This window comes from Prauserella shujinwangii (genome assembly GCF_003001955.1).
GTDB lineage: Bacteria > Actinomycetota > Actinomycetes > Mycobacteriales > Pseudonocardiaceae > Qaidamihabitans > Qaidamihabitans shujinwangii.
This window is the reverse complement of the sequence record NZ_PVNH01000013.1, coordinates 133,640-156,637: the sequence shown is the minus strand read 5'-3', so window position 1 is coordinate 156,637 and position 22,998 is coordinate 133,640. Positions and strand designations below refer to the sequence as shown.

The 22,998-nt window shown below is 73.5% G+C and carries 22 protein-coding genes; 6 read left to right on the top strand and 16 right to left on the bottom strand.

Going from position 1 to position 22,998, the window contains the following annotated elements; genetic code table 11:
• Nucleotides 1-13: 13 nt before the first annotated feature.
• The 4 genes from tsaD to B0I33_RS27660 form a co-directional block, all read right to left on the bottom strand.
• On the bottom strand, nucleotides 14-1,063 hold the full coding sequence (gene tsaD, locus B0I33_RS27675) for a tRNA (adenosine(37)-N6)-threonylcarbamoyltransferase complex transferase subunit TsaD (protein WP_106182003.1): 1,050 nt from the start codon (nucleotides 1,061-1,063) through the stop codon (nucleotides 14-16).
• Nucleotides 1,063-1,536: a ribosomal protein S18-alanine N-acetyltransferase gene (rimI, locus tag B0I33_RS27670; RefSeq protein WP_106182001.1), complete on the bottom strand. Its 474-nt coding sequence runs from the start codon at nucleotides 1,534-1,536 to the stop codon at nucleotides 1,063-1,065. The genes tsaD and rimI overlap by 1 nt, the downstream gene beginning before the upstream one ends.
• A complete protein-coding gene (gene tsaB, locus B0I33_RS27665; RefSeq protein ID WP_106181999.1) occupies nucleotides 1,533-2,195 on the bottom strand; it encodes a tRNA (adenosine(37)-N6)-threonylcarbamoyltransferase complex dimerization subunit type 1 TsaB in 663 nt (220 codons plus the stop codon). The genes rimI and tsaB overlap by 4 nt, the downstream gene beginning before the upstream one ends.
• A gap of 165 nt (nucleotides 2,196-2,360) precedes the next feature.
• Nucleotides 2,361-3,050, bottom strand: a complete 690-nt coding sequence (locus B0I33_RS27660; RefSeq protein ID WP_106182077.1) for a FadR/GntR family transcriptional regulator — start codon at nucleotides 3,048-3,050, stop codon at nucleotides 2,361-2,363.
• Between the two features lie 219 nt (nucleotides 3,051-3,269).
• Here B0I33_RS27660 and B0I33_RS27655 point away from each other — a divergent pair, with 219 nt between their 5' ends.
• From B0I33_RS27655 to B0I33_RS27645, 3 genes are read left to right on the top strand one after another with little or no spacing between them, the layout of a single operon-like run.
• Entirely contained in the window at nucleotides 3,270-4,613 is a 1,344-nt protein-coding gene (locus B0I33_RS27655) for an SLC13 family permease (protein WP_106181998.1), read from the top strand.
• A 54-nt stretch (nucleotides 4,614-4,667) separates the two neighbouring features.
• Nucleotides 4,668-6,113: an acyl-CoA synthetase gene (locus B0I33_RS27650; protein WP_106181996.1), complete on the top strand. Its 1,446-nt coding sequence runs from the start codon at nucleotides 4,668-4,670 to the stop codon at nucleotides 6,111-6,113.
• A complete protein-coding gene (locus B0I33_RS27645) occupies nucleotides 6,106-7,428 on the top strand; it encodes a carboxyl transferase domain-containing protein (RefSeq protein ID WP_106181994.1) in 1,323 nt (440 codons plus the stop codon). Before B0I33_RS27650 ends, B0I33_RS27645 begins: the two co-directional genes overlap by 8 nt.
• 32 nt (nucleotides 7,429-7,460) lie before the next feature.
• On the opposite strand, the gene tsaE is transcribed toward B0I33_RS27645, so the two are convergent.
• The 9 genes from tsaE to B0I33_RS27600 form a co-directional block, all read right to left on the bottom strand.
• The gene (gene tsaE / locus B0I33_RS27640; RefSeq protein ID WP_106182075.1) at nucleotides 7,461-7,928 is read right to left on the bottom strand and encodes a tRNA (adenosine(37)-N6)-threonylcarbamoyltransferase complex ATPase subunit type 1 TsaE; all 468 of its coding nucleotides are present in this window, start codon (nucleotides 7,926-7,928) and stop codon (nucleotides 7,461-7,463) included.
• Nucleotides 7,925-9,025, bottom strand: a complete 1,101-nt coding sequence (locus B0I33_RS27635) for an alpha/beta fold hydrolase (RefSeq protein ID WP_181193468.1) — start codon at nucleotides 9,023-9,025, stop codon at nucleotides 7,925-7,927. The genes tsaE and B0I33_RS27635 overlap by 4 nt, the downstream gene beginning before the upstream one ends.
• A complete protein-coding gene (alr, locus tag B0I33_RS27630; RefSeq protein ID WP_106181991.1) occupies nucleotides 9,022-10,152 on the bottom strand; it encodes an alanine racemase in 1,131 nt (376 codons plus the stop codon). Before alr ends, B0I33_RS27635 begins: the two co-directional genes overlap by 4 nt.
• Before the next feature lie 65 nt (nucleotides 10,153-10,217).
• The gene (gene xylB / locus B0I33_RS27625; protein WP_106181990.1) at nucleotides 10,218-11,630 is read right to left on the bottom strand and encodes a xylulokinase; all 1,413 of its coding nucleotides are present in this window, start codon (nucleotides 11,628-11,630) and stop codon (nucleotides 10,218-10,220) included.
• Nucleotides 11,627-12,424 (bottom strand): DeoR/GlpR family DNA-binding transcription regulator, encoded by a 798-nt coding sequence (locus B0I33_RS27620; protein ID WP_106181988.1) that lies wholly within the window; start codon nucleotides 12,422-12,424, stop codon nucleotides 11,627-11,629. Before B0I33_RS27620 ends, xylB begins: the two co-directional genes overlap by 4 nt.
• A complete protein-coding gene (locus B0I33_RS27615) occupies nucleotides 12,417-13,454 on the bottom strand; it encodes an NAD(P)-dependent alcohol dehydrogenase (RefSeq protein WP_106182071.1) in 1,038 nt (345 codons plus the stop codon). Before B0I33_RS27615 ends, B0I33_RS27620 begins: the two co-directional genes overlap by 8 nt.
• A 1-nt stretch (nucleotide 13,455) precedes the next feature.
• On the bottom strand, nucleotides 13,456-14,313 hold the full coding sequence (locus B0I33_RS27610; RefSeq protein ID WP_245901133.1) for a carbohydrate ABC transporter permease: 858 nt from the start codon (nucleotides 14,311-14,313) through the stop codon (nucleotides 13,456-13,458).
• Nucleotides 14,310-15,242, bottom strand: coding sequence for a carbohydrate ABC transporter permease (locus B0I33_RS27605; RefSeq protein ID WP_106182069.1), 933 nt, complete (start codon nucleotides 15,240-15,242; stop codon nucleotides 14,310-14,312). The genes B0I33_RS27610 and B0I33_RS27605 overlap by 4 nt, the downstream gene beginning before the upstream one ends.
• The gene (locus B0I33_RS27600; RefSeq protein WP_106181986.1) at nucleotides 15,239-16,696 is read right to left on the bottom strand and encodes an extracellular solute-binding protein; all 1,458 of its coding nucleotides are present in this window, start codon (nucleotides 16,694-16,696) and stop codon (nucleotides 15,239-15,241) included. Before B0I33_RS27600 ends, B0I33_RS27605 begins: the two co-directional genes overlap by 4 nt.
• Nucleotides 16,697-16,904: 208 nt before the next feature.
• Here B0I33_RS27600 and B0I33_RS27595 point away from each other — a divergent pair, with 208 nt between their 5' ends.
• Both B0I33_RS27595 and B0I33_RS27590 read left to right on the top strand, forming a co-directional pair.
• A complete protein-coding gene (locus tag B0I33_RS27595) occupies nucleotides 16,905-17,474 on the top strand; it encodes a PadR family transcriptional regulator (protein ID WP_106181984.1) in 570 nt (189 codons plus the stop codon).
• On the top strand, nucleotides 17,471-18,271 hold the full coding sequence (locus B0I33_RS27590; protein ID WP_106181983.1) for an SGNH/GDSL hydrolase family protein: 801 nt from the start codon (nucleotides 17,471-17,473) through the stop codon (nucleotides 18,269-18,271). Before B0I33_RS27595 ends, B0I33_RS27590 begins: the two co-directional genes overlap by 4 nt.
• On the opposite strand, the gene B0I33_RS27585 is transcribed toward B0I33_RS27590, so the two are convergent.
• Entirely contained in the window at nucleotides 18,228-19,673 is a 1,446-nt protein-coding gene (locus tag B0I33_RS27585; RefSeq protein ID WP_106181981.1) for an NAD(P)H-hydrate dehydratase, read from the bottom strand. The genes B0I33_RS27590 and B0I33_RS27585 overlap by 44 nt on opposite strands.
• A 9-nt stretch (nucleotides 19,674-19,682) precedes the next feature.
• Nucleotides 19,683-21,545 (bottom strand): glutamine--fructose-6-phosphate transaminase (isomerizing), encoded by a 1,863-nt coding sequence (gene glmS, locus B0I33_RS27580; RefSeq protein WP_106181979.1) that lies wholly within the window; start codon nucleotides 21,543-21,545, stop codon nucleotides 19,683-19,685.
• Nucleotides 21,546-21,713: 168 nt separating this feature from the next.
• Here glmS and B0I33_RS27575 point away from each other — a divergent pair, with 168 nt between their 5' ends.
• Nucleotides 21,714-22,526, top strand: a complete 813-nt coding sequence (locus B0I33_RS27575) for a poly(ethylene terephthalate) hydrolase family protein (RefSeq protein WP_106181978.1) — start codon at nucleotides 21,714-21,716, stop codon at nucleotides 22,524-22,526.
• Between the two features lie 10 nt (nucleotides 22,527-22,536).
• On the opposite strand, the gene B0I33_RS27570 is transcribed toward B0I33_RS27575, so the two are convergent.
• Nucleotides 22,537-22,986, bottom strand: coding sequence for a hypothetical protein (locus B0I33_RS27570; RefSeq protein ID WP_106181976.1), 450 nt, complete (start codon nucleotides 22,984-22,986; stop codon nucleotides 22,537-22,539).
• Between the last annotated feature and the right edge of the window lie 12 nt (nucleotides 22,987-22,998).

Genomic DNA, 22,998 nt, shown 5'->3' with positions numbered 1-22,998 from the left:
CGACGTTTCCCACTCACGACACGGTGACCGTGCTGACCGGCAGCGCGGGGTTGGCGGACAGGTGCAGCGGACTCGGCGCGCAGCCCGCCGCGACGACGTGCGCGCCGAGCGCCGCGATCATCGCGCCGTTGTCCGTGCACAACCGGGGCCGGGGCACGCGCAGCTCGATGCCCGCCTCGGCGCAGCGGTCGGCCGCGAGCCCGGACAGCCGCGAGTTGGCGGCGACCCCGCCGGAGATCACCAGCGTGCCGATGCCGGACTCGGTCGCCGCGCGGACGGCCTTCGCGGTGAGCACGTCGGCCACCGCCTCCTGGAACGACGCCGCCACGTCGGGCACCGGCACCTCCTCCCCGCGCGCCTGCGCGGCCTCGACCCAGCGGGCGACCGCGGTCTTGAGCCCGGAGAAGGAGAAGTCGAACTTCGCGTCGCGGGGGCCGGTCATGCCGCGCGGGAACGCGATCGCGTTCGGGTCGCCCTCGCGCGCCGCCTTGTCGATGGGCGGGCCACCCGGGTACGGCAGGTCGAGCAGACGCGCCACCTTGTCGTACGCCTCGCCCGCCGCGTCGTCCACTGTGGACCCGATCTCGGTGATCTTGCCCGCGATGTCGTCGACGCGGAGCAGCTGGGTGTGGCCGCCGGAGACGAGCAGGGCGAGGCAGGGTTCCGGCAGCGGGCCGTGCTGCAGGGTGTCGACGGCGATGTGCCCGGCGAGGTGGTTCACGCCGTAGAGCGGCACGTCCAGCGCGGCGGCGTAGGCCTTGGCCGCGGACACGCCGACCAGCAGCGCACCGGCCAGCCCCGGCCCGGCCGTGACCGCGACGGCGTCCACGGCGGACATCGACAGCCCCGCCGTGGCGAACGCCCGCCGCACGGTGGGCACCATCGCCTCCAGGTGCGCCCTGCTGGCCACCTCGGGGACCACCCCGCCGAACCGGGCGTGCTGGTCCACGCTGGAGGCCACCTCGTCGGCCAGCAGCTCCACGGTGCCGTTGGCCGCGAGCCGGACGAGGCCGACGCCGGTCTCGTCGCAGGAGCTCTCGATCCCCATGATGATCCGGGACATCAGCCGGCCACCTCCTGCGCCGCGCGGGCCTGCCGCTTCATGGTGTACGCGTCGGCGCCGGAAGGCTGGTAGTACCGCCTGCGCACGCCGACGCGGGTGAAGCCGTGCCGCTCGTACAGCCTGATCGCGTTGTCGTTGTCGGTGCGCACCTCGAGGAACACGGGTGCGCGGAGCTCGTCGGCGCGGTCCAGCACCGCCCGCAGCAGCGCGGTGCCGATGCCGCGGCCCTGGTAGGCGGGGTCGACGCCGATCGTGTGCACGCTCGTCTCCCAGTCGCCGGGCACCCCGGCGATGGCGAGCCCGGCGTACCCGGCCACCTGCTCGTCGTCGGTGAGCGCGACGAGGTAGTAGCCGCCCGCGTCCAGTTCGGCGTGGAAGGCGCCCGCGGGCCACGGGCTGTCCCCGGGGAAGAGGATGCGCTCGATCTCGACGCAGCGGCGGATGTGCTCGCGGCGCAGCGGTTCCAGTCTCACGACACGGTCACCCGTTTCCGCGCGCCCGGCTCGGCGGCGTCGGGCCGGCGCAGGTAGAGCGGGGTGAGCGGCTCGGGTTCCGCCCCGGACAGCACGGCGTCGCGCGCGGCGGTGGCGAGGCCGTGCGGGGTGGGGTGGTCGTGGTCGAGGAGCCGCCTGCCGAGGACGGCGGCGTGCTGCCGGGCACCGTGCCCCGCCACGGCCCGCAGGGGAGAGTCCAGCTCGGCGGGGACACTGACGTGGGGGCCGTCGGTGCGGGTGCCGTCCGCGGCGTAGGCGGCCCAGTACACCTCGCGGCGGCGGGCGTCGGTGACGACGAGGAAGGGCTCGTCCACGGTGACCCCGGCCGCGATCGCGTCGAGGCTGCACACGGGATACACCGGGATGCCGAGACCGTCCCCGAGCGCGGCGGCGGTGACCATGCCCGCCCGCAGCCCGGTGTAGGGCCCCGGCCCGACACCGCAGACGATGGCGCCGAGGCCGGTCAGTGCGGCACCGGCGCCGCCCACCGCCTCCAGCACGTGCGGGGTGAGCAACTCGCCGTGGGCGCGGGCGTCGAGGGTGACGCGCTCGGCGAGCACCTCGACCCGCTCCGGTTCCACGGCGACGACGCCCGCGGTGACGGCCGGGGTCGCGGTGTCGATGGCGAGGACTAGCACCCTTCGAGCGTACGACCAGCCGTTCCGGCCGATCGAGCTACCCGGGCGCCGCGGTCCGCCGGGCGACCGCGTTCTGCCCGCGAAACGCGCCCCGCCGGGCGACTTCTGCGGGCAGAACGCGACCGGCCGGGCGACTTCTGCGGGCAGAATGCGGCCGGGCCGGAGTCAGGCTGGCTCGTCGTCGGGGTTCCAGCTGAGCAGCCGGACCTTGGCGACGGTGCGCAGGTGACGGCGCATCGCCGCCGCCGCGCGCCGGGGGTCGCCACGGCTGATCGCGTCGAAGATGCTCTGGTGCTGGCTCAGCGACCGGTTCGGCCGTCCCGGCTGCCGCAGCGACTCGGTGCGGCTCTCGGTGATCTGGTCGGCGATCGAGCGCATGAACTCGGCCAGCAGCGCGCTGTGGGCCGCCGCCGTCACGGCTGCGTGGAACCGGCGGTCACCCTCCACCCCCCGCCCGCCCGCGGCGATCTCCTCCCGCATGTGGTCGAGCGCCGCCTCCAGCGCGTCGAGATCCTCCCCGGTCCGCCTCTCGGCGGCGAGCTCGGCCAGCTTCGTCTCCAGCGCCTCCCGCGCCTCCAGCACGTCGGGCAGCCTGCGCCGCCGCTCGACGAGCGCGTCCACCGGCTCCACCTCGAGGCCGTCCCGCACGAGGTAGGTGCCGCCGCCGTGCCGCGCCTCGACCGCGCCCTGCACCTCGAGCACCACGATCGCCTGCTTGACCGACGCCCGGCTCACCCCGAGCCGCTGGGCCAGCTCCCGCTCGGCGGGCAGCTTGTCCCCCGCGCGCAGCCCCGCGGTGGCGACGTACTCGCGCAGCCGCTCCAGCACCTGCTCGTAGAGCCGCTGCCGCGCCATCGGCCGCAAAGCATCGGGCGCTTCGGGCAGTTCGGACACCGCCAGTCCCCTCGACTCGTCGCTCACCTGCGTTCCGCAGCCTAACAGTCGCGGCAGAGTGGATGAGCCACTTGGCCACTTCAGTATTGACACTCGGGTCGGCCGCGGCGCAAAGTGGTTCAGCCACTCGGCCACTTGGCACCTGGTCCACGACAGCGACCCCAACGACGGGAGCACCGCATGTCCGCCGAACTCGTCTCGATCCTCGTCCTCGTCGTGATCTTCGTGATCGCCACGACCAGATCCATCAACATGGGGGCGCTCGCCTTCGCGGCCGCGTTCGGCGTCGGCACACTCGCCGGAGGCATGGACGCCGACGGCATCTTCGCGGGCTTTCCCGGCGACCTGTTCGTCGTGCTGGTCGGCGTGACCTACCTGTTCGCGATCGCCAGGGCGAACGGCACGACCGACTGGCTCGTCCACGCCGCCATCCGCGTGGTCGGCGGCAGGCTGGCCCTCATCCCGTGGGTGATGTTCGTGATCAGCGGCACGCTCACCGCGATCGGCGCCGTGAGCCCGGCCGCCGTGGCCATCGTCGCGCCCATCGCGCTGGGCTTCGCGTCCCGCTACCGGATCAGCCCGCTGCTGATGGGCGCGATGGTCGTGCACGGCGCGCAGGCGGGCGGGTTCTCCCCGATCAGCATCTACGGCACGATCGTCAACGGGATCGTGGCCCGCGAAGGCCTGCCCGGCAACGAGATCGTGCTGTTCCTCGCCAGCGTCGTGGTCAACCTCGTCATCGCCGCGATCGTGTTCGTCGTCTGCGGCGGCCTGAAACTCGCCTCGACCGCCACCGCCACCCGCGAACTCGCCACCGTCGGCGGCTCCGGCACCACCACCCCGGCGGGCGGGGACACGAGCGCCACGGGTGCCACCGGTGGCGTGGGCACGGACACCACCACCGGCCACGGCGAGGACACCTCCGGCCTCACCGCTCCCCGCATCGCGACCCTGGTGAGCCTCGCCGCGCTCGTCGTCGGCGCGCTGGTGTTCGACCTCGACGTCGGCCTCACCGCGATCACGCTCGCCGTGCTGCTCAGCATCGCGTGGCCGGAGACCAGCAGGCAGGCCGTCACGCACGTCACCTGGCCGACCGTGCTGCTCATCTGCGGCATGCTCACCTACGTCGGCGTGCTGCAGGAACTGGGCACGATCGACTACGCGGGCGACGCCGTCTCCGAGGTCGGCGTCCCCCTCGTCGCCGCGCTGCTGATCTGCTACATCGGTGCGATCGTGTCCGCCTTCGCGTCCTCGGTGGGCATCATGGGCGCGCTCATCCCGCTGGCGGTCCCGTTCCTGCTCGAAGGCACCGTCGGGCCGGTCACCATGATCGCCGCACTCGCCGTCTCGTCCACTGTGGTCGACGTCAGCCCGTTCTCCACCAACGGCGCGCTCGTGCTCGCCAGCGCGCAGGACGTGGACCGCGACCGGTTCTTCCGGCAGCTCATGGTGTACGGAGGCATCATTGTCGCGGCGGCACCCGCCGCGGTGTGGCTCGTGCTCCTGGTGCCCGGGTTCGGCTGACGGCGGGCACGCCATGACACGGCAGTTGGTTCGACACGAGGAGAAGGAGACCGGGTGACCGTCCTGTTCCCGGCGCTGCACACGGCGTCCCGCAAGCCCGCGCTGCGTTTCGGCGACCGCACGCTGGACTACGCCGAGCTCGCCCGCGTGGCCGGCGCACTGGCCCGTGAGCTGCGCGCGCTGCCCGATGCGGGACCGGTGCGGGTGGCCGTGTGGGCGACGCCCGGCATCGAGACCGCGGTCGCCGTCGTCGCCGCCCTGCTGGCCGGTGTGCCCGCCGTCCCGATCAACCCGAAGATCGGCGAGCGGGAGCTCGAACACATCGTCGCTGACAGCGAGCCCGCGCTCGTCCTCACCGGGCCGGGCGCGCGGCTGCCCGCACGGCTCGCCGCGCTCCCCCGGCACGAGGTGCGGCTCACCGGCACCGACGGCGAGCTGCCACCCGAGCCGGAGGACGAGGCGCCGGCGCTGATCGTCTACACCTCGGGTACCACCGGCCCGCCCAAGGGGGCGGTGCTGCCCCGCCGCGCCATCGCCAGCACGCTCGACGCGCTCGAGGACGCCTGGCAGTGGACGGCCGACGACGTGCTGGTGCACGCGCTGCCGCTGTTCCACGTGCACGGGCTCATCCTCGGCATCCTCGGCCCGCTCCGCCGCGGCGGCACCGTTCGCCACCTCGGCCGGTTCTCCACCGACGCGGTCGCCAGGGCACTCGGCGCCGAGGCCACCATGTTGTTCGGGGTGCCCACCATGTACCACCGGATCGCCGCCGAGGTGAACGACAGCGCGGAGCTGGCCAGGGCGCTGCGGAACGCGCGGCTGCTCGTGTCCGGGTCGGCGGCGCTGCCCGTGCACGACCACCAGCTGATCACCGCCGCGACCGGGCAGCAGGTGGTGGAGCGCTACGGCATGACCGAGACGCTGATGAACACCAGCGTCCGCGCCGGAGGGCCGCGCAGGCCGGGCACGGTCGGCGTCCCGCTGCCGGGGGTGGAGCTGCGGCTGGTCGACGAGTCGGGCGCCGTGCTCGAGACCAGCGACGGCGAGACGGTCGGCGAGATCCAGGTCCGCGGCCCGAACCTGTTCACCGGGTACCTCAACCGGCCCGACGCCACCGCCGAGGCGTTCGACGGCAGCTGGTTCCGCACGGGGGACATGGCGACCCGCGACGCCGACGGCTACCTGCGCATCGTCGGCCGGAAGGCCACCGACCTCATCAAAAGCGGCGGCTACAAGATCGGCGCGGGCGAGATCGAGAACGCCCTGCTGGAGCACGCCGGGGTCGCGGAGGCGGCCGTCACCGGGGAACCGGACGAGGACCTCGGCGAGCGCATCGTCGCCTGGGTGGTCGCCGAGGGTGAGGCGCCCGCCGAGCGGGACCTCATCGACCACGTCGCGCGGCTGCTGTCCCCGCACAAGCGGCCCCGCGTGGTCCGGTTCGTGGACTCGTTGCCACGCAACGACATGGGCAAGGTGATGAAGCGGGCCCTGCATGGCTGAGGGAGCCAGGGCGGTGCTCGCGGACGTCGCCGCCGAGTTCGCCGAGCTCCCGTTCACCGATCCCGGACAGACCACTGTGGACGGCCCGATCGGCTGGCCCGGTTACGACGACGCGCGATCCCGCGCCGCCGAGCGGACCGGTGAGGCCGAGTCCGTGGTGTGCGGCGTCGGCAAGATCGGCCGGGCCGAAGCGGTGCTCGTGGCGTTCGAGTTCGGTTTCCTCGGCGGCTCCATCGGCGAGCGCACCGGGCTGCGGGTGCAGGCCGCGTTCACCAGAGCGCGCGAGCTGGGCCTTCCCGTGGTGTCGCTCGTCGCGACCGGCGGCAGCCGGATGCAGGAGGGCATGCGGGCGCTGACGCAGCTGCACCGGCTCGCCCGGCAGTCCGCGCTGCACCGGGCGGCCGGGTTGCCGCAGGTCGCGGTGCTGCGCGACCCGGCAACCGGCGGCGGCTGGGCGACCCTCGGCGCGGGCGCCGACGTGACGCTGGCCCTGCCCGGCGCGCAGGTCGGTTTCGCCGGTTCCCGCGTCCGGCCGCCCGGCGACGACCATGCCTACACGGCGGAGAGCCAGCACGAGCACGGGCACGTCGACCAGCTCGTCGACCGGGCCGCCCTGCCGGCCCGGCTGGAGCGATGGCTGCTGCTGCTCACCTGCCGGTCGGCGGCCGCCGCCGACCCGCCCCGCGCGCTCGGCGCCGCGGAACCACCCGCCGACGGCTGGGCGGCCGTGCGGCGGGCGCGGGCGCCGGAGCGCCCCCGCGCCGACGCCTACCTCGACGCCCACTTCGACTGGCGGGAGGACCTCGGCGGCGACCGGTGCGGCGGCGTGGACCCCGGTGTGCGCTGCGGATTCGGCTGGCGGGACGGCCGGGCGGTGGCCTACGCCGCGCAGTGCGGCACGCCGACGCTGCCCGCCGGGTTCCGCACGGCGGCGCGGCTGGTGCGGCTGGCCGACCGGCTCGGCATCCCCGTGCTGACGCTCGTGGACACGCCGGGCGCGGCCAACGACGGTGCCGCCGAGCGCGCGGGGGCCGGACCGGCCATCGCGGAGCTGTTCGGGGCCGTCGCCTCGGCGAGCGTGCCGGTCACCACGCTGGTCGTCGGCGAGGGCGGCTCCGGCGGCGCGCTCGCGTTCGCGGCCCCGGACCGCACCTGGGTCACCCCGGACAGCTACTTCTCCGTGACGTCACCGGAGGCGGCGGCCTCGATCCTCAAACGGGCTGCCGCCGACGTGCCGGCCACGGCGAACGCGCTGCGGCTGCGCCCCGCCGACCTCGTGGAGCTGAGCGTCGCACGGGGCATCGTGGGACCCTGACCGCGGCCGGCTCGTGAGTGCTGCGCGTGGTTCTAACCACGTTGGTCACTCACGAGGGGTGCGCGCTCGGTCCAGGTGCCGTGCGGCTCCAGGTCGACCACGCGCACGTCGTCGGGCCGCCGGTCCATCCGCACCACCAGGTGGTCGGCGGAGAGCCGTTCGGCCACCCCCTCGCCCCACTCGACCACCACGGCCGCGTCCTCCAGCTCGGTGTCCAGGTCGAGGTCGTCGAGCTGGCCGAGGTCGCCCCCGAGCCGGTAGGCGTCCACGTGCACGAGCGGCACCCCGTCCGGTCCGGCCGGGTGGACGCGGGCGAGCACGAACGTCGGCGAGCTGACCCGCCCGGACACCCCCATGCCCTCCGCGATGCCGCGGGTCATCGTGGTCTTGCCCGCCCCGAGCGGCCCCGCGAGCAGCACGAGATCGCCCGCGCGCAGTACCCGACCGAGTGACTGTCCGAACCGGACGGTCTCGTCGGCCGTCGGCAGTTCGATGCTCATCTGCGCCACCACCAGGTTCGCCGTGCGGATCGCCTGCCATCCACACCGGAGCAGGCCTGTACGAGATCGATGATATGGCTGTTCACCAGCTCGGGTTGTTCCAGCTGCACCAGGTGCCCCGCGCCGCGCACCCGCACCAGCTCCGCGTCCGGCAGCTCGGCGGCCATCCGCTCGGCGTGCGAGAACGGCGTGAACCGGTCGGCGTCCGCGCCGACCACCAGGACGTGCGCGTGCTTGAGCCCGGCGAGTGCGGCGTAGCGGTTGTGGCTGCCGAGGGTGTCGACGAAGTCCACGAGCTGGCGCACCGGCGTGACCGCGAGCATCTCCTGCATGAAGTCCACCAGCCGGGGGCTGACGTCGCGGGAGCCGAACGCGAGCCTGCGCACGGCCTCCCGGGTGAGCTGCCCGCCTGCCGCGCGGACGAACTCGACCAGGCCGGGCTGCCAGCCCGCGAGCTCACCCACGCCGCGCGTGAGCGGGTTGTACTTCGACAGCAGCGACCGGGGCAGGCCACGCGCGCCCACCTCGCCCGCGGCGGTGGCGATGAGCGCGACCCCGCGCACCTGCTCGGCGAACACCTCGGGGCGCCGCTGCGCCAGTTCCATGATCACCATGCCGCCCATGGAGTGACCGAGCAGCACGACCGGCCCGTCCGGGGCGACGGCCCGCAGCACGGCGTCGAGGTCGAGCGCGAGCTGCTCGATGGTGCTGTTCCCGGGTCCGGCGGCGCCCGAGGAGCCGTGCCCGCGATGGTCGTAGTACACCTGCCGCACGCGCGGCAGCCGCAGGGTGGCCAGGTCGCGCCGCTGGAAATGCCAGCAGTGGCGGGACAGCGCGAAGCCGTGCACGCCGACGACGGTGAGCACCGGCTTCCCGCCGTCGGCGGGGTCGATCTCCTCCACCCACAGCGGGGTGCCGTCGTCGGCGGCGACCGTCGAAGCGCGGTCGGGTTCGAGCCGGCCGAGCGGTTCGTCGCGCAGCGGGTCGTCCGCGCCGCGGCGCTGCCGGGTGGCCACGGCCGCGACCGTCGCCGCCGTCCCCGTCAGCACGGCGCCGAGGCCGCCCACCAGGCCCAGCACGCGGGCCGAAGGGCTCACCGCTCGCCCTCACCGACGTACCGGCGGCGGACCCGGGGCCGGTACATGCCGGTGACGATCTCGTAGTCGATGGTGCCGAGCGTGTCGGCCCACTCGCGGGCGGTGGGCTCACCGCGCGTGCCGGGCCCGAACAGCACCACCTCGGAGCCGACGGCGGGCTCGTCGTCGCCGCAGTCGACGGCGAGCTGGTCCATGCACACCCGCCCGGCCACGGGCCTGCGCTTGCCGCCGAGCCACACGCTCATCCGGCCGGACAGCGTGCGGGGCACGCCGTCGGCGTAGCCCACCGGCACCAGCGCCAGCGTGGTGTCGCGCTCGGCGGTCCAGGTGTGTCCATAGGAGACGGACTCGCCCGCGTCGATCCGTTTGGTGAGCACCACGCTGGACCGCAGCGTCATGGCAGGCCGCAGGTCCTCCCGCTGCGGCACGGGATTGAGGCCGTACATGGCGATGCCCGGGCGTACGAGGTCGAAGTGCAGGTCGGGCCGGGTCAGCGTCGCCGCCGAGTTGGCGAGGTGCCGCAGGGGGTCGAGCCCGGCCGCCCTGGCGACGGCGTGAGCGTCGGCGAACCGGCGCGCCTGCTCGTCGATCGAGGGGTGCCCCGGCTCGTCGGCGCAGGCCAGGTGCGACCACACGGCCACCACCTCGACGCCGGGTTCGGCGGCGGCGCGGTGCACCAGCTCCGGCCAGGCGTAGGGCGGGCAGCCGTTGCGGGACAGCCCGGTGTCGATCTTGAGGTGGACCCGGGCCCGGCGCCCGGCCCTGCGGGCGGCGTCGGCGATCCGCGCGAGCTCGCCGGCCGAGCTGGCGGAGAGGTCGACGTCCTCGGCGATGGCGGGCGCGAAGTCGACGTCCGGGGTGTCCAGCCAGGAGAACAGCCGGGCGGTGATCCCGGCCCGGCGCAGGTCGAGCGCCTCGGCCGAGGAACACGCGCCCAGCCAGCTCGCCCCGGCGTCGACGGCGGCGGCCGCGACGCGCGCGGCACCGTGGCCGTAGCCGTCGGCCTTGACCACGGCCATGGTCTGCGCGCCGGAGCGGGCCGCGCGCGCGGCGAGGAGACCGAGGTTGTGCCGGATCGCCCCCAGGTCGATCACAACCTCGGCGCGGGCTGGCTGATCAACGCTCATGTCGACGCCGATTTTCCCACAGCCCGCGCCGAGGTCCGCCGCTGGTGGCGCGGAACACGCCTGGCTCACACGTCGTGCACCTGTCGCCGCGCCTCGGCGTGCCGCTGCCGGACCCGCGCGCCCTCCTCGGCGCCCTCGGCCGACGGTTCGTCCAGGCGGAGTGCGGTGTTGCCCTGCCACGCGGGCGGCTCGGGGGTGCCCGCGAGGGCCCACGCGGCCTGCCGGGCGGCGCCGATCGCGACGTGCTCGGCGGGCTCGGGCACGACGACGGGGACGCCGAACACGATCGGCGCGACCGCGCGCACGCTCTCCGACTGGGCGGCGCCGCCGATGAGGAGTACGCGCCGCACGTTGATGCCGTGCTCGCGCACGGCGTCCAGCCCGGCGGCGAGCCCGCAGAGCATGCCCTCGACGGCGGCCCTGGCGAGGTTCTCCGGCGTCATGTTGGTCCGGCGCAGGCCGAACAGCGAGCCCGCCGCCTCGGGCAGGTTCGGCGTGCGCTCGCCGTCGAGGTAGGGCAGCAGGGTGAGGCCGCCCGCGCCGGGGCTCGCGGCGAGCGCGAGCCGGTCGAGCTCGGCGAGTTCGACGTTGAGCATCCCGGCGGTGGCGGTGAGCACGCGGGCGGCGTTGAGCGTGCACGCCAGCGGCAGGAACCGCCCGGTGGCGTCGGCGAACCCGGCGACCGTGCCGGTGGCGTCGGCGGGCGCGGTCCCGGAGACGCCGAACACGGTGCCGCTGGTGCCGAGCGAGACCACGACGTCGCCGTCACCGATCTCGAGCGCGAGCGCGGCGGCCATGTTGTCGCCGGTGCCCGCCGAGACGAGCGTGCCGTCCGGCGTGTGGCCCGCGGCCGCGGCGGGGTCCAGCACGGTCGGCAACTCCGGGTGACGACCGCCGAACGCCCGGGTGAGGATGTCCGGCCGGTAGGAGCGTTCTGCGGGCGAAAAGTACCCGGTCCCGGACGCGTCGCCACGGTCGGTCACCGGATCGCCGCCGGTGAGGCGCCAGGTCAGCCAGTCGTGTGGCAGCAGGACGCGGGCGACGCGGTCGGCGAGTTCGGGCTCGTGCTCGGCCATCCAGCGCAGCTTGGTGACGGTGAAGCTCGCCACCGGCACCGAGCCGACGGCCTCGGCCCACGCCTTCGGCCCGCCCAGCTCCGCGGTGAGGTCGGCGGCGGCCTTCGCGGAGCGGGTGTCGTTCCACAGCAGCGCCGGCCGCACGACGTCGCCGTTGTCGTCGAGGGTCACCATGCCGTGCTGCTGGCCTGCCACGCCGATGGCGGCGACGCCGTCCAGGAGCCCGTCGGTGGCCTCCTGGAACGCGGACCACCACTTCGCCGGGTCCACCTCGGTGGTGTCGGGGTGCTCGGCGCGCCCGCTGCGCACCACCCGGCCCGTGCGGGCGTCGCAGACCATCACCTTCGTCGACTGGGTGGACGAGTCGATCCCGGCTACGAGTACGTCCTTCTCACTGTTCATGTTCCAGAGCTTCCTACGAGCTCGACCCGGGTGTCGAATGTCCGGATCACGTCGATTTCCTCCGCGGGTGCGCCCGCGTCGGCGAACACCAGGTCGTAGTCGCCCACGTCGCCGTGGGCGTAGGTCGCGGTCTTGCCGAACTTGGAGCGATCCGCCAGCAGAACGTTCCGGTTGGCGGCGGCGAGGGCGGCCCGTTTGAGGTCGGCGTAGTCGCGCACCGGGTGGTAGAGCCTGCCGCCCGCCACCGCGGTGGCGGAGACGAACCCGATGTCGGCGCGGATCCGGCCGAGCCCGGCGAGCACGTCGGGGCCGATGCACGAGTCGAACTCCGTGTACCGCCCGCCGAGCAGGATCACCTCGTTGCTGCCCGGCTCCTCGCCCACGATCCGCGCGATTTCGAGCGAGTTGGTCACCACCGCGAGGTGTTCGCGCCGCCGTAGCAGCCGGGCCAGCGGGAACAGGGTCGTCGAGTCGTCGAGGAACACGGTCTGCCCGTTCGTGACCTCACCGGCCGCGGCGGCGCACAGCGCCTCCTTCTCGGCCAGGTGCAGGCCCTCGCGAAAACGTTTCGCCGTCTCCATGGTGAGCGCGGGGTAGGCCGCGACCCGGCCGCGGAGCTTGCGCAGCAACCGCCGGTCGGCCAGGTCGTCGAGGTCGCGGTGCATGGTCATCAGGCTGACGCCGAAGCGGCCGGTGAGGTCGTCGATCCGCACCTCACCCAGCTCGATCACGGTGCGCAGGATCTCCTGCCGCCGCTGTTCGACGGCCGCGTCGGAGGGGCGGGCTCTACCCATGCGTGGCGACCTGCGGCAGGACCACGGCCTTGACGACGGTGTCGTCGCGCGCGCCGATCGTGAGCGCCTGCTCCACCTCGTCGAGCCCGAACCGGTGGGTGACGAGCCGGTCGAGGTCGACCTCGCCGCCCGCGGCCAGGTCGATCGCCGTCGGCCAGGTGTTGGCGTAGCGGAACGTGGCGGTGACCTCGATCTCGAAGCCCTGCACGTGCGCCAGGGGCAACGGGATCTCGTCCCCGCCCATGCCGACGAGCACCACGCGCCCGGCGCGGCCGACCCGGCGGATCGCCTCGCTCGCCGCCGAGGGCACGCCCGAGCACTCGAGCAGCACGTCGGGTTCGAACCCGCTGTCGGCGAGCGATTCGCGGGAAGCGTCGACGGTCCCGGTCGCGCGCATTTCGCGGGCGAAACGCAGCCGGTGCGGGTTCACGTCGGTCACCACGACCTCGGTGGCGCCGAAGGCGCGGGCGGTCTGGGCGGCGACGAGACCGATCGGGCCCGCGCCGGTGATCAGGACGCGGGAGCCCGGCTGGACCCGCGCCTTGCGGCACGCCCACACGCCCACCGAGAGCGGTTCCAGCAGCCCGGCCGCCTCGTCGCTGACCGAGTCGGGCACGGGGTGGGCGAAGTCCTCACGCAGCACGACGTACTCGCAGAACGCGCCGTCGATCGGCGGGGTGCCGAAGAAACGCATGTCCGGGCACAGGTTGTACCGGCCGGGTTTGCACTGCGCGCACCGTGAGCACGGCACGCCCGGTTCGAGCGCGACCCGCGTGCCGACGTCGTGGCGGGTCGCGCCGGGCCCGCGGGCGACGACCACGCCGCTCGGCTCGTGGCCGAGCACGAGCGGGCTCTTGACGACGAAGTCGCCGATCCGCCCGTGCTCGTAGTAGTGGACGTCCGAGCCGCAGGTGCCGACCGCCTGCACCCGGACGAGGACCTCCCCCTCGCCCGGCTCGGGCACCGGCCGCTCCTCGGTCACGATGTCGTGGATCCCGTTCAGCACGGAGACCCGCATCGCCTCGGGAATGTCACTCACCGGTCACGGCTCCCAACGTCAGTCCGGTCACCAGCCAGCGGCGGACCGCCAGCCCGGCGACGAGCATCGGCAACACCACGATCGTGCCGATCGCGGTGAGCTGCCCCCAGTCGATACCAGTCTGGGTCACCAGCTGGTCGGCGGCCATGGGCAGGGTCTGCGAGTGCGGCCCGCTGAACACGAGCGCGAACGCGTAGTCGTTCCACGAGAACACCAGGCACAGCACGAACGTCGTCACCAGGCCGGACTTGGTCAGCGGCAGCACGACGTGCCGGAACGCCTGCCAGCGCGTGCATCCGGCGACGAGCGCCGACTCCTCCAGCGCGGGCGGCACCTGCGAGAAGAACGCGCTCATCAGCCAGATCGCGAACGGCAGGTTGAACGTCAGGTAGGCCAGGATCAGGCCGGGGATCGAGTCGATCAGCCCGGCGCCGCGGAAGAGCAGGAACAGTGGCAGCACCACCACGGCGATGGGCGCCATGCGGGTGCTGATGATCCAGAACGCGACGTGCTTCTTGCCCCGCATCCGGCTGCCGGCGAGGCCGTATCCGGCGAGCGCGCCGAGGACGGTGGCGAGCACGGACGAGATCCCGGCGGCGAGCACGCTGTGCAGGATGTACGGGCCGAGGTTGTTGGCTCCGGAGAACAGGCTCGCGTAGTTCTCCAGCGTCGGCTCGAAGACGAACGTGGGTTCCGCCGAGGTGACGTCGGTGTCGGACTTGAACGACGACAGCGCCATCCACACCAGCGGCACCAGCGTCCACAACAGAGCGACGGCGAGCAGCACGGCCACCCCGGCGCGGACGCGGCGCGGGCTGCGGTCGATCGGCATGGTGGTGGTCGTGGTCATCGGGTCAGCCCCTTGGATTCGAGGATGCCCACGAACGCGCGGGCGATCGCGACGGTCACCGCGAGCATCACGAGCCCGATCACCGCCGCGTAGCCGAGGTCGAAGAAGCGGAACGCGGTCTCGTAGAGGCGGATCGGCACGACCTTCGTCGCGTCGGCCGGGCCCCCGTTCGTGGTCACGGCGATGATGTCGAAGTACCGGATGGCGTCCATGGCGCGGATGAGCAGCGCCACCAGCAGCACACCGGAGATCGAGGGCAGGATGATCGAGCGCAGCGCCTGCCAGCCGCTGGCTCCGTCGAGTGCGGCGGCCTCCCGGATGCTCTGCGGCACCGAGGTGAGGCCGGCCAGCGCGATGAGCGTGATGAGCGGCGTCCACTGCCACACGTCCATGAGGACCACGGCGGCGAACGCCGAGTAGGTGCCGCCGAGCAGGTCGCCCTCGAAACCGGCGAGGCCGAGCAGCCAGTGGTAGAGCCCGAACGTCGAGTCGGTGAGGAACCGGCCGAGCAGCCCGACGATGACGGGAGCGACGAACATCGGCAGCAGCAGCAGACCGAGCACGGCGTTGCGGCCCCGCAGGAGTTTCCACAGGCACAGGGCGAGCCCGACACCGAGGAGCATCTCCAGCCCGACGGTGAGCACGAAGAACACGAGCGTGCGCACCCACTGCAGCGCGAGGTCCACGTCGGTGAGGAAGCGGGCCCAGTTCTCGGCGCCGACGAAACCGAACGACACGCCGCCGAGGAGGCGGACCTGGGACACGCTCATCGCGATGACCGTGAACAGCGGGATGAGCGAGAGGACGGCGAGCAGCAGGATGCCGGGCGCCATCATGCGGGCGTGGAAGCCGAACCGGCTCCGGCGCGGTGCGCCGCGCCGCTGTGGCGGGGCGGCGTTCCGCGCCGGTGTGGTGGCGGTGAGGCTCATGCGGACCACCCCCGGTCGGTGATGCGGTTGATGCGTGCCGTGGTCTCGCGCATGGCGTCCGCGGGCGAGAGGTCACCGGCGAGCATCTTGGACAGTTGCGTGTAGATGGCGGTGTCGCACTCGTTCCACATCGGAATCTTCGGCCGGAGGCCGATGTTCTCGGGCTGCCAGGCCTTCCGGACGGCGGGCGCGGTGAGGATGTTCGGCAGGTCGCTCGGCCGCTGCTCGGCCGCCCGCACCTCGGGCAGGGCGTACACCGACTCACGGGTGGGTGTGCCGCCGCCGGCGTCGCTGGCGAGGTTGGCGAGCTGGGTGCGGGGAGCGGTGGCCCAGTTGACGAACAGCCACGCGGCGCGGCGCTCGTTCGGCAGGGTGTTCCCGTTGATGGCGATGCCGGTGCCGCCGTAGATGTTGGCGCTGCGGGCGGTGCCGCGGGGCAGCGGCGCGTAGCCGAACTTCCCCGGCATGGCCTGCTCGTTGCCCGCGGCGTACTCGTGCCAGTTCGGGCACATCGCGATGCGGCCCGAGGTCAGCGCGGGCGCGAGTCCGTTCCAGTCCCAGGTGCGTGACGAGGGGTCGGCGATCGAGAGCAGCCGCCGGTAGAACTGCGCGGCCTCGATGGCGGGGTCGGTGTCGAGCCTGCAGTCGCCGGGTTCGACGGTGCCGTAGCGGCCGAGCCGGTCGCCGTGGTCGAAGTAGTCCCCGCCGAAAGCCCAGAGGACGTTGGAGAAGTCGCACTGCAGGGAGTCGTGCTGCTTGGCCTGGTGACCGGTGCCGTAGGCGACGTCGTCGGTGTTGTCGTTGAACCAGCGCGCGATGCGGAAGTACTCCTCCCAGGTACGTTCGGCGCCGGGCGTGGGGTCGAAGCCGAGGTCGTCGGCCATCCGGTCGTGGTGCTTGGCGAACAGGTCGGCGCGGTACTGCCAGACCATCGTCGGGCAGTCGTAGGGCAGCGCGAAGATCTCGTCACCACCGCCGAACCGGCCCGCCGCGTCCAACTGCGTGGGGATGAAGTCGGCGAAGCCGCCCTCCAACCCGGGCAGGGAGCTGTCGGCGGCGAGTTCCCGCAGGTCGACCAGGCCCTTCGAGTAGGGCGCGAGCACCTGGTAGGGGTCGGCGTAGATCACGTGGTACTGCGACTCGCCGCCCGCGAGGTCGAGGGCGACCTTCTGGACGAGCGCGGTGAGTTCCAGCGTGACGATGTTGACGTTGATGCCGGTGAGCTCGGTGAAGGGCCGCAGGTTGGCGGCGATCGCGGCGGTCGGGGCGGTGTTCTCCGAGATGAAGTTCAGTGTCGTGCCCGCGAACTGCCGCCACCGGTCGTCGGTGGCGATCCGGACCGCGTCCTTCCTGCCGCCGCACGCCGCGCTCGCCGCGTTCAGCCCGCAGAATGCGGCGAGGCCGGCGGCGCCGCGGAGCAGCGTCCTCCGGTCGAGTACCCCGCGCTGGGTCATCGTTCCTCCGGTGGGCCTGGTGGGGAGTCATGCACCGCTGCGCATGCGGCTGCATTTTTACCAGACAATCTCACCTTTGTTAACACATAATTCGATAACTCTACCCTCCCCGCCCCGCGCCGGTCGCGTTTTGCCCGCAGAAGTCGCCCGGGACGGGCTCGTAGTCAAGTTTGTGAGTAGTCTGGTTTTTGACTATCGGGAGGTGGGGATGGCGCTCCGGCACGCGGTGCTCGCGGCACTGCTCGACGGTGAGTACAGCGGCTACCAGCTCGCTAAGGTCTTCGACGTCGGCGTGGCCAACTTCTGGTACGCCGCCCCGCAGCAGCTCTACGGCGAGCTGGCGAAGCTCGAGCGCGACGGGCTGATCACGGGCAGGCAGGTCATCCAGCGGCACCGGCCCAACAAGCGGCTGTTCACCCTCACCGGGGCGGGCGTCGCCGAGCTCGAACGGTTCGCGTCGGCCCCCGCCAAGCCGCTCGTCCTGCGCGACGACCTCGCCGTCAAGGTGCACGCCGTCGACCACGTCGACCCGGAACCCGTCCTCGCGCAGCTGGCCGAACGCGCCTCGACGGCCGCCGCCAAGCTCGCCCTCTACGAGCGCACGCTGCGCGAACTGCGGCAGGACACCGACGAGGAGACGTTCCTGCGCGACGGCGAGCGCGTCGGCCCCTACCTCACCTGCCTCGCGGGCTGCCGGCTGGAGCGGACGGTCCACGACTGGTGCGTCGACACCGCCCGCGTGCTGCGGCAGCGGGCCCGGACCGGGAGCCACCCATGACCTACACCCGCTACGTCGCCCTCGGCGACAGCCAGACCGAGGGACTCGGCGACGGTGACGCGACACGCGGCTACCGCGGCTGGGCCGACCGGCTCGCCGAGCACCTCGCCCGGCTCGAACCCGGTCTCGAGTACGCCAACCTCGCGGTCCGCGGCCGCCGCGCGGCGCAGGTCCGCGCCGAGCAACTCGGCCCCGCGCTCGCCTTGCACCCCGACCTCGCCACCGTCGTCGCCGGCATGAATGACCTGCTCCGGCGCGACTTCGACGCCACGGCCGTGGCCGCCTCGCTCGAGGAGATGTTCGCGGCCCTCACCGGCGCCGGAGCGCACGTGGTCACCGTCACCTTCCCCGACATCGGCCGGATCGCGCCGCTCGCCCGCCCCCTGCGGCACCGCGTGCTCGACCTCAACACCCGTATCCGGGCCGCCGCGGGCAGGCACCACGTCGCGGTCGTCGACACCTTCGACCAGGCCGTCACCACCGACCCCCGGCTGTGGAGCCCCGACCGGCTGCACGCCAGCCCGCTCGGCCACGAGCGCATCGCCGCCGCGGTCGCGCACGCGCTCGGGCTGCCGGACAGCGACGACGCATGGACCCGGCCACTTCCCCCACTCGAGCCGCGCAAACGCTTGCGGGTCGTTGGCGCGGAGGTCCGCTGGCTCGCCGCGTTCGCCGGCCCGTGGGTCTACCGCCGCCTGCGGGGCCGGTCGTCCGGCGACGGCCGCACGGCCAAGCGCCCCGGGCTGAGCCCGTTCACGGCTCCAGGGAGCGGGCCTGCCGGATCGCGTCCGGGATAGCGGCGAGCACGCCCGACGCGGACACCGGCACCCCGCCCGCGGCGAGCTGCCCCGCCCTGGAGTGCACGTCCGCGGCCACCCCGGCGGCGAGCCACGGATCCAGCCCGGACGCGAGCAGCGACCCGACGAGCCCGGACAGCACGTCCCCGGAACCGGCCGTCGCCAGCCACGAGCCGCGTGCCCGGTTGACCAGCACAGCACCCCCGGGGTGGCCGACGATCGTCGTGTGCCCCTTGAGCAGCACGATCGCGTCGAACCGCCGTGCGGCGTCGCGCACCGCCCGCACCCGGTCGGCGCCCGGCCGGGCGCCGGTCAGCCGTTCGAACTCGCCGTCATGCGGGGTGAGCACCAGCGGCGTGCCGGGGTCCCGGGCGTCGAGCACGTCGGGGTGGCGCGCGATGATCGTGATCGCGTCGGCGTCGGCGCACACCGGGACGCCCTGCCCCAGCGCGTGTGCCAGCACGTCCCGGCCGTCGCGGCCGGTGCCGATCCCCGGGCCGACGACCCACGACTGGACCCGGCCCGCGTCGAAGATCGACCCGGTGGCGACCACCTCCGGCCAGTGCGAGCGGACCACGTCCGCGGCGGGCCCGGCGTAGCGCACCATGCCGGAGGTCGACCGGACGGCGGCCGCGGAGGCCAGCACAGCGGCACCGGGATAGGTGGCCGAGCCCGCGGCGACCCCGGCGACACCCTGCGTGTACTTGTTGTCGGCGGGGCCGGGCAGCGGCCACGCGCCGGCCACGTCGGCGGCGTCGAGCCGCATCAAATCCGGCTCACCCAGCTCGCCGGACAGGCCGATGTCGACCAGCGTGACCTCGCCGCAGCGGTCGGGGTTCAGCACGTGCACCGGCTTGTACGCGCCGAACGTGACCGTGTGGTCCGCGCGCACGGCGGGACCGTCGACGGCCCCGGTGTCCGGTTCGACGCCGCTGGGCAGGTCGACGGCCAGCACGGGCGCGGCGACGTGCTCGACCAGCGCGGCCGCCTCCGGGCGCAGGCAGCCCTTCGCCGAGATGCCCACGATGCCGTCGATCACCAGATCCGCCCGCTCGATCCACTGTGGACCTTCGCGGGAGGTGGCGACGCGGCCACCGGCGCGCCGGAACGCGGCGAGGCCCTGCGGGTGCGCCTTCTCCGGGTTCAGCAGGACGGCCGAGACGCCGACGCCTCGCCTGCGCAGGAACGTGCCCGCCCACAGCGCGTCGCCACCGTTGTTACCGGCGCCGACAAGCAGCGTGACCCGGCTCCCGGGCACGCGCCCGGCGTGCGCGGCCAGCATCTCGGCGGCCCGCACGGCGACGCCGAAAGCGGCCCGCCGCATGAGCGCGCCCTCGGGGGTCACCGCCAGCAGGCGCTCCTCGGCCGCGCGAACGTGCTCCGTGGTCCAGATTCCGCGCACAGCGCCTGTCTACTCCACCGTCACGGACTTCGCCAGGTTGCGCGGCTTGTCCACGTCGTAGCCGCGGGTGCGGGCGATCTCGGCGGCGAGCACCTGCAGCGGAACCGTGGACACCAGCGGCTGCAGCAGCGTCGGCACGGCGGGCACCTCCACCAGCTCGTCGGCGAACGGCCGCACGGTCTCGTCGCCCTCCTCGGCGATGACGATGGTGCGGGCCCCACGCGCCTGGATCTCGCTGATGTTGGAGACGAGCTTGGCGTGCAGGACGGCTCTGCCCTTCGGCGAGGGCATCACGACCACCACCGGCAGGCCCTCCTCGATGAGCGCGATCGGGCCGTGCTTCAGCTCGCCCGCGGCGAAGCCCTCGGCGTGCATGTAGGCGAGCTCCTTGAGCTTGAGCGCGCCTTCCAGCGCCACCGGGTAACCGACGTGCCTGCCGAGGAACAGCACCGCCTTGGAGTCGGCCATGCGCTGCCCGAGCTCCCTGACCTGATCCACAGTAGACAGTACTTTCTGGACGGCGGCGGACATGGACTCGAGCTCGGCGAACTCGCGGGCCACCTCGTCCGGGTACTTGGTGCCCCTGGCCTGGGCGAGCGCGAGGCCGACGAGGTAGTTCGCGGCGATCTGGGCGAGGAACGCCTTCGTGGAGGCCACACCGATCTCCGGGCCCGCGTGCGTGTAGAGCACGGCGTCGGACTCGCGGGGGATCTGCGCGCCGTTGGTGTTGCAGACGGCGAGCACCCTGGCCTTCTGCTCGCGCGCGTGCCGGACGGCCTCGAGGGTGTCGGCGGTCTCCCCGGACTGCGACACCGCCACGACCAGCGTGTCGCGGTCGAGCACCGGGTCGCGGTAGCGGAACTCGCTCGCCAGCTCCACCTCGACGGGCAGTCGGCACCAGTGTTCGATGGCGTACTTGGCGACCAGGCCCGAGTGGTAGGCGGAGCCGCACGCCACCACGAACACCTTGTCGACCTCGCGCAGGTCCTGGTCGGACATGCGCTGCTCGTCGAGGACGATGCGGCCCGACTGGAAGTGCCCGCGCAGGGTGTTGGCGAGGGCGTCGGGCTGCTCCTCGATCTCCTTGAGCATGAAGTACTCGTGGCCGCCCTTCTCGGCGGCCGAAAGGTCCCAGTCGACGGTGAACGGCTTGGCCTGCGCCGGCTCGCCGAGGAAGTCGGTCACGTCGTAGCCGTCGCGGGTGATGACCACGACCTGGTCCTGCCCGAGCTCGACGGCGTCCCTGGTGTGCTCGATGAACGCCGCGACGTCGGAGGCGACGAAGGTCTCCCCGTCACCGACGCCGACGACGAGCGGGGAGGAGCGGCGCGCGGCCACGATGACGTCGGGCTGGTCGGCGTGGGTCACGACGAGGGTGAAGGCGCCCTCCAGCCGGCGGCACACGGCGCGCACGCTGGCGGGGAGGTCACCCGCCGTATCGCCGTCCTGGTAGGCGCGGGCGACGAGGTGGGCGACGGTCTCGGTGTCGGTGTCGCTGGTGAACTCGACCCCGCCGTCCTCCAGCTCGGTGCGCAGGACGGCGAAGTTCTCGATGATGCCGTTGTGGACCACGGCGACGCGCTGGGTGGCGTCCCGGTGGGGATGGGAGTTGCGGTCCACCGGCGGCCCGTGGGTCGCCCACCGGGTGTGTCCCATGCCCGCTGTGCCCGCGAACCGGTCCTGGCCGGTGGCGGCCAGTTCCGCCTCGAGGTTGCCGAGGCGGCCCGCCTTGCGTTCGACGGTCAGGCTGCCCGCGCCGTCCAGCACGGCCACCCCGGCCGAGTCGTAACCCCGGTACTCCATCCGGCGCAGTCCGCCGAGGACGACGTCCAGCGCCTGCCGGTGTCCGACATATCCCACGATTCCACACACAGCCTCCAGCGTAACGAGACCGGGTGACGGCCCTTCCGCGGCTCGCCCCGGGCGCGTTTTGCCCGCAGAACGCGCTCGTCGGAGGCCTCCGGGGCGACTTCTGCGGGCAGAATGCGGCGCCGTTCGTCCGGGTCTGCCGGGGAGTGGCTGGTCGGATACTCTCCAGCCATGGCCAGCAAGCCCAAGCAGATGCTCGAGGAGCTGTCGTATCCCGGGCCGCACGAGGTGCTGCGTGGCGACCTCGCCCTCGTCGGGCTCCCCGGCGTCGTGTTCACCCCGCGCGAGGGCCGCAACCTGCCCGCCGTCGCGTTCGGGCACGGCTGGCTGCAGCCTCCGGGCCGCTACCGGGAACTGCTGCGCCACCTCGCCAGCTGGGGCATCGTCGCCGCCGCGCCCGCGACCCACACCGGCCCGCTGCCGTCGCACCGGTTGTTCGCCGCCGACCTGCGCTCCACCCTCGACGTCGTGCGCGGGGTGCGGCTCGGTCCCGACGGCATCAGCGTGGACCCCGAGAAGCTCGGTGCCGCGGGCCACGGCATCGGCGGCGGCGCCGCCGTGCTGGCCGCGGCGGGCGAGGGCGAACCACACGTCCGCGCCGTCGCGACCGTCGCCGCCGCGCAGACCCTGCCGCAAGCCACGACGGCGGCCGCCACCCTCGACGTGCCCGGCCTGCACCTGGCCGCCGCGCAGGACCTCGTCGCGCCGGCCACCGGCAACGCCGAGGCCATCGCGAAGGCCTGGGCCGGTCCCTGTCGCCTGCGCACCCTCCCGAAGTCCACCCACCTGGGCGTCACGGAGGGCGCGCACTGGACGCAGCTGCTCGTGCACGGCAAGCCGCACCGGGCCACCCAGCGTGCCGTGCGCGCGCTGTTCACCGCCTTCTTCCTTGCCGAGCTCGGCGGCGCCGACCGCTACCGGCCGCTTCTGGAGGCCGACCTCAAAGCCGCGCCGCTCGACCTGGACAACCGCGTCCCCGCCTGACCCGGCGCGATCACGTCAGCCAGCTGTTGTTGGAGAAGTCGTCGTCATCGAAGTCGGGGTCCCGCTGGGCGTGGCGCCCCCGCGAGACCGGCTCGCGTGGCGGCAGCGGCGGCTGCGGCGGGGGCAGGGGCTCCGGGGAACGCGGCGCCGGCTGCGGCCCCGACGCCTCCGCCGCCGGTTCGTCGTCGCCGAACCGGTAGGTCGTCTCCCGCGTCTCGGTGCGCTGGAGCCACTGGTTCCGCGCCGCCGGGTCGTCCTTGCCGCCCTGCCGCTCCTCGGCCCGCCGGTCGAGCTCGGCGCTGTGCCGCGCGTTGGCCTCCTTGCGCTGCTCCGCGGCCTCGGTCACCGCCCGGGACTGCTCCCGCACCCGCTCGGCGATGCCCGCCGAGGTGTCCCGCACCCGGTTCTGGGTCTCGGCCAGCCGCTGAACGAGTGCGGGGTCGGCACCGGAGATCGTCATCGGTGGATCCTT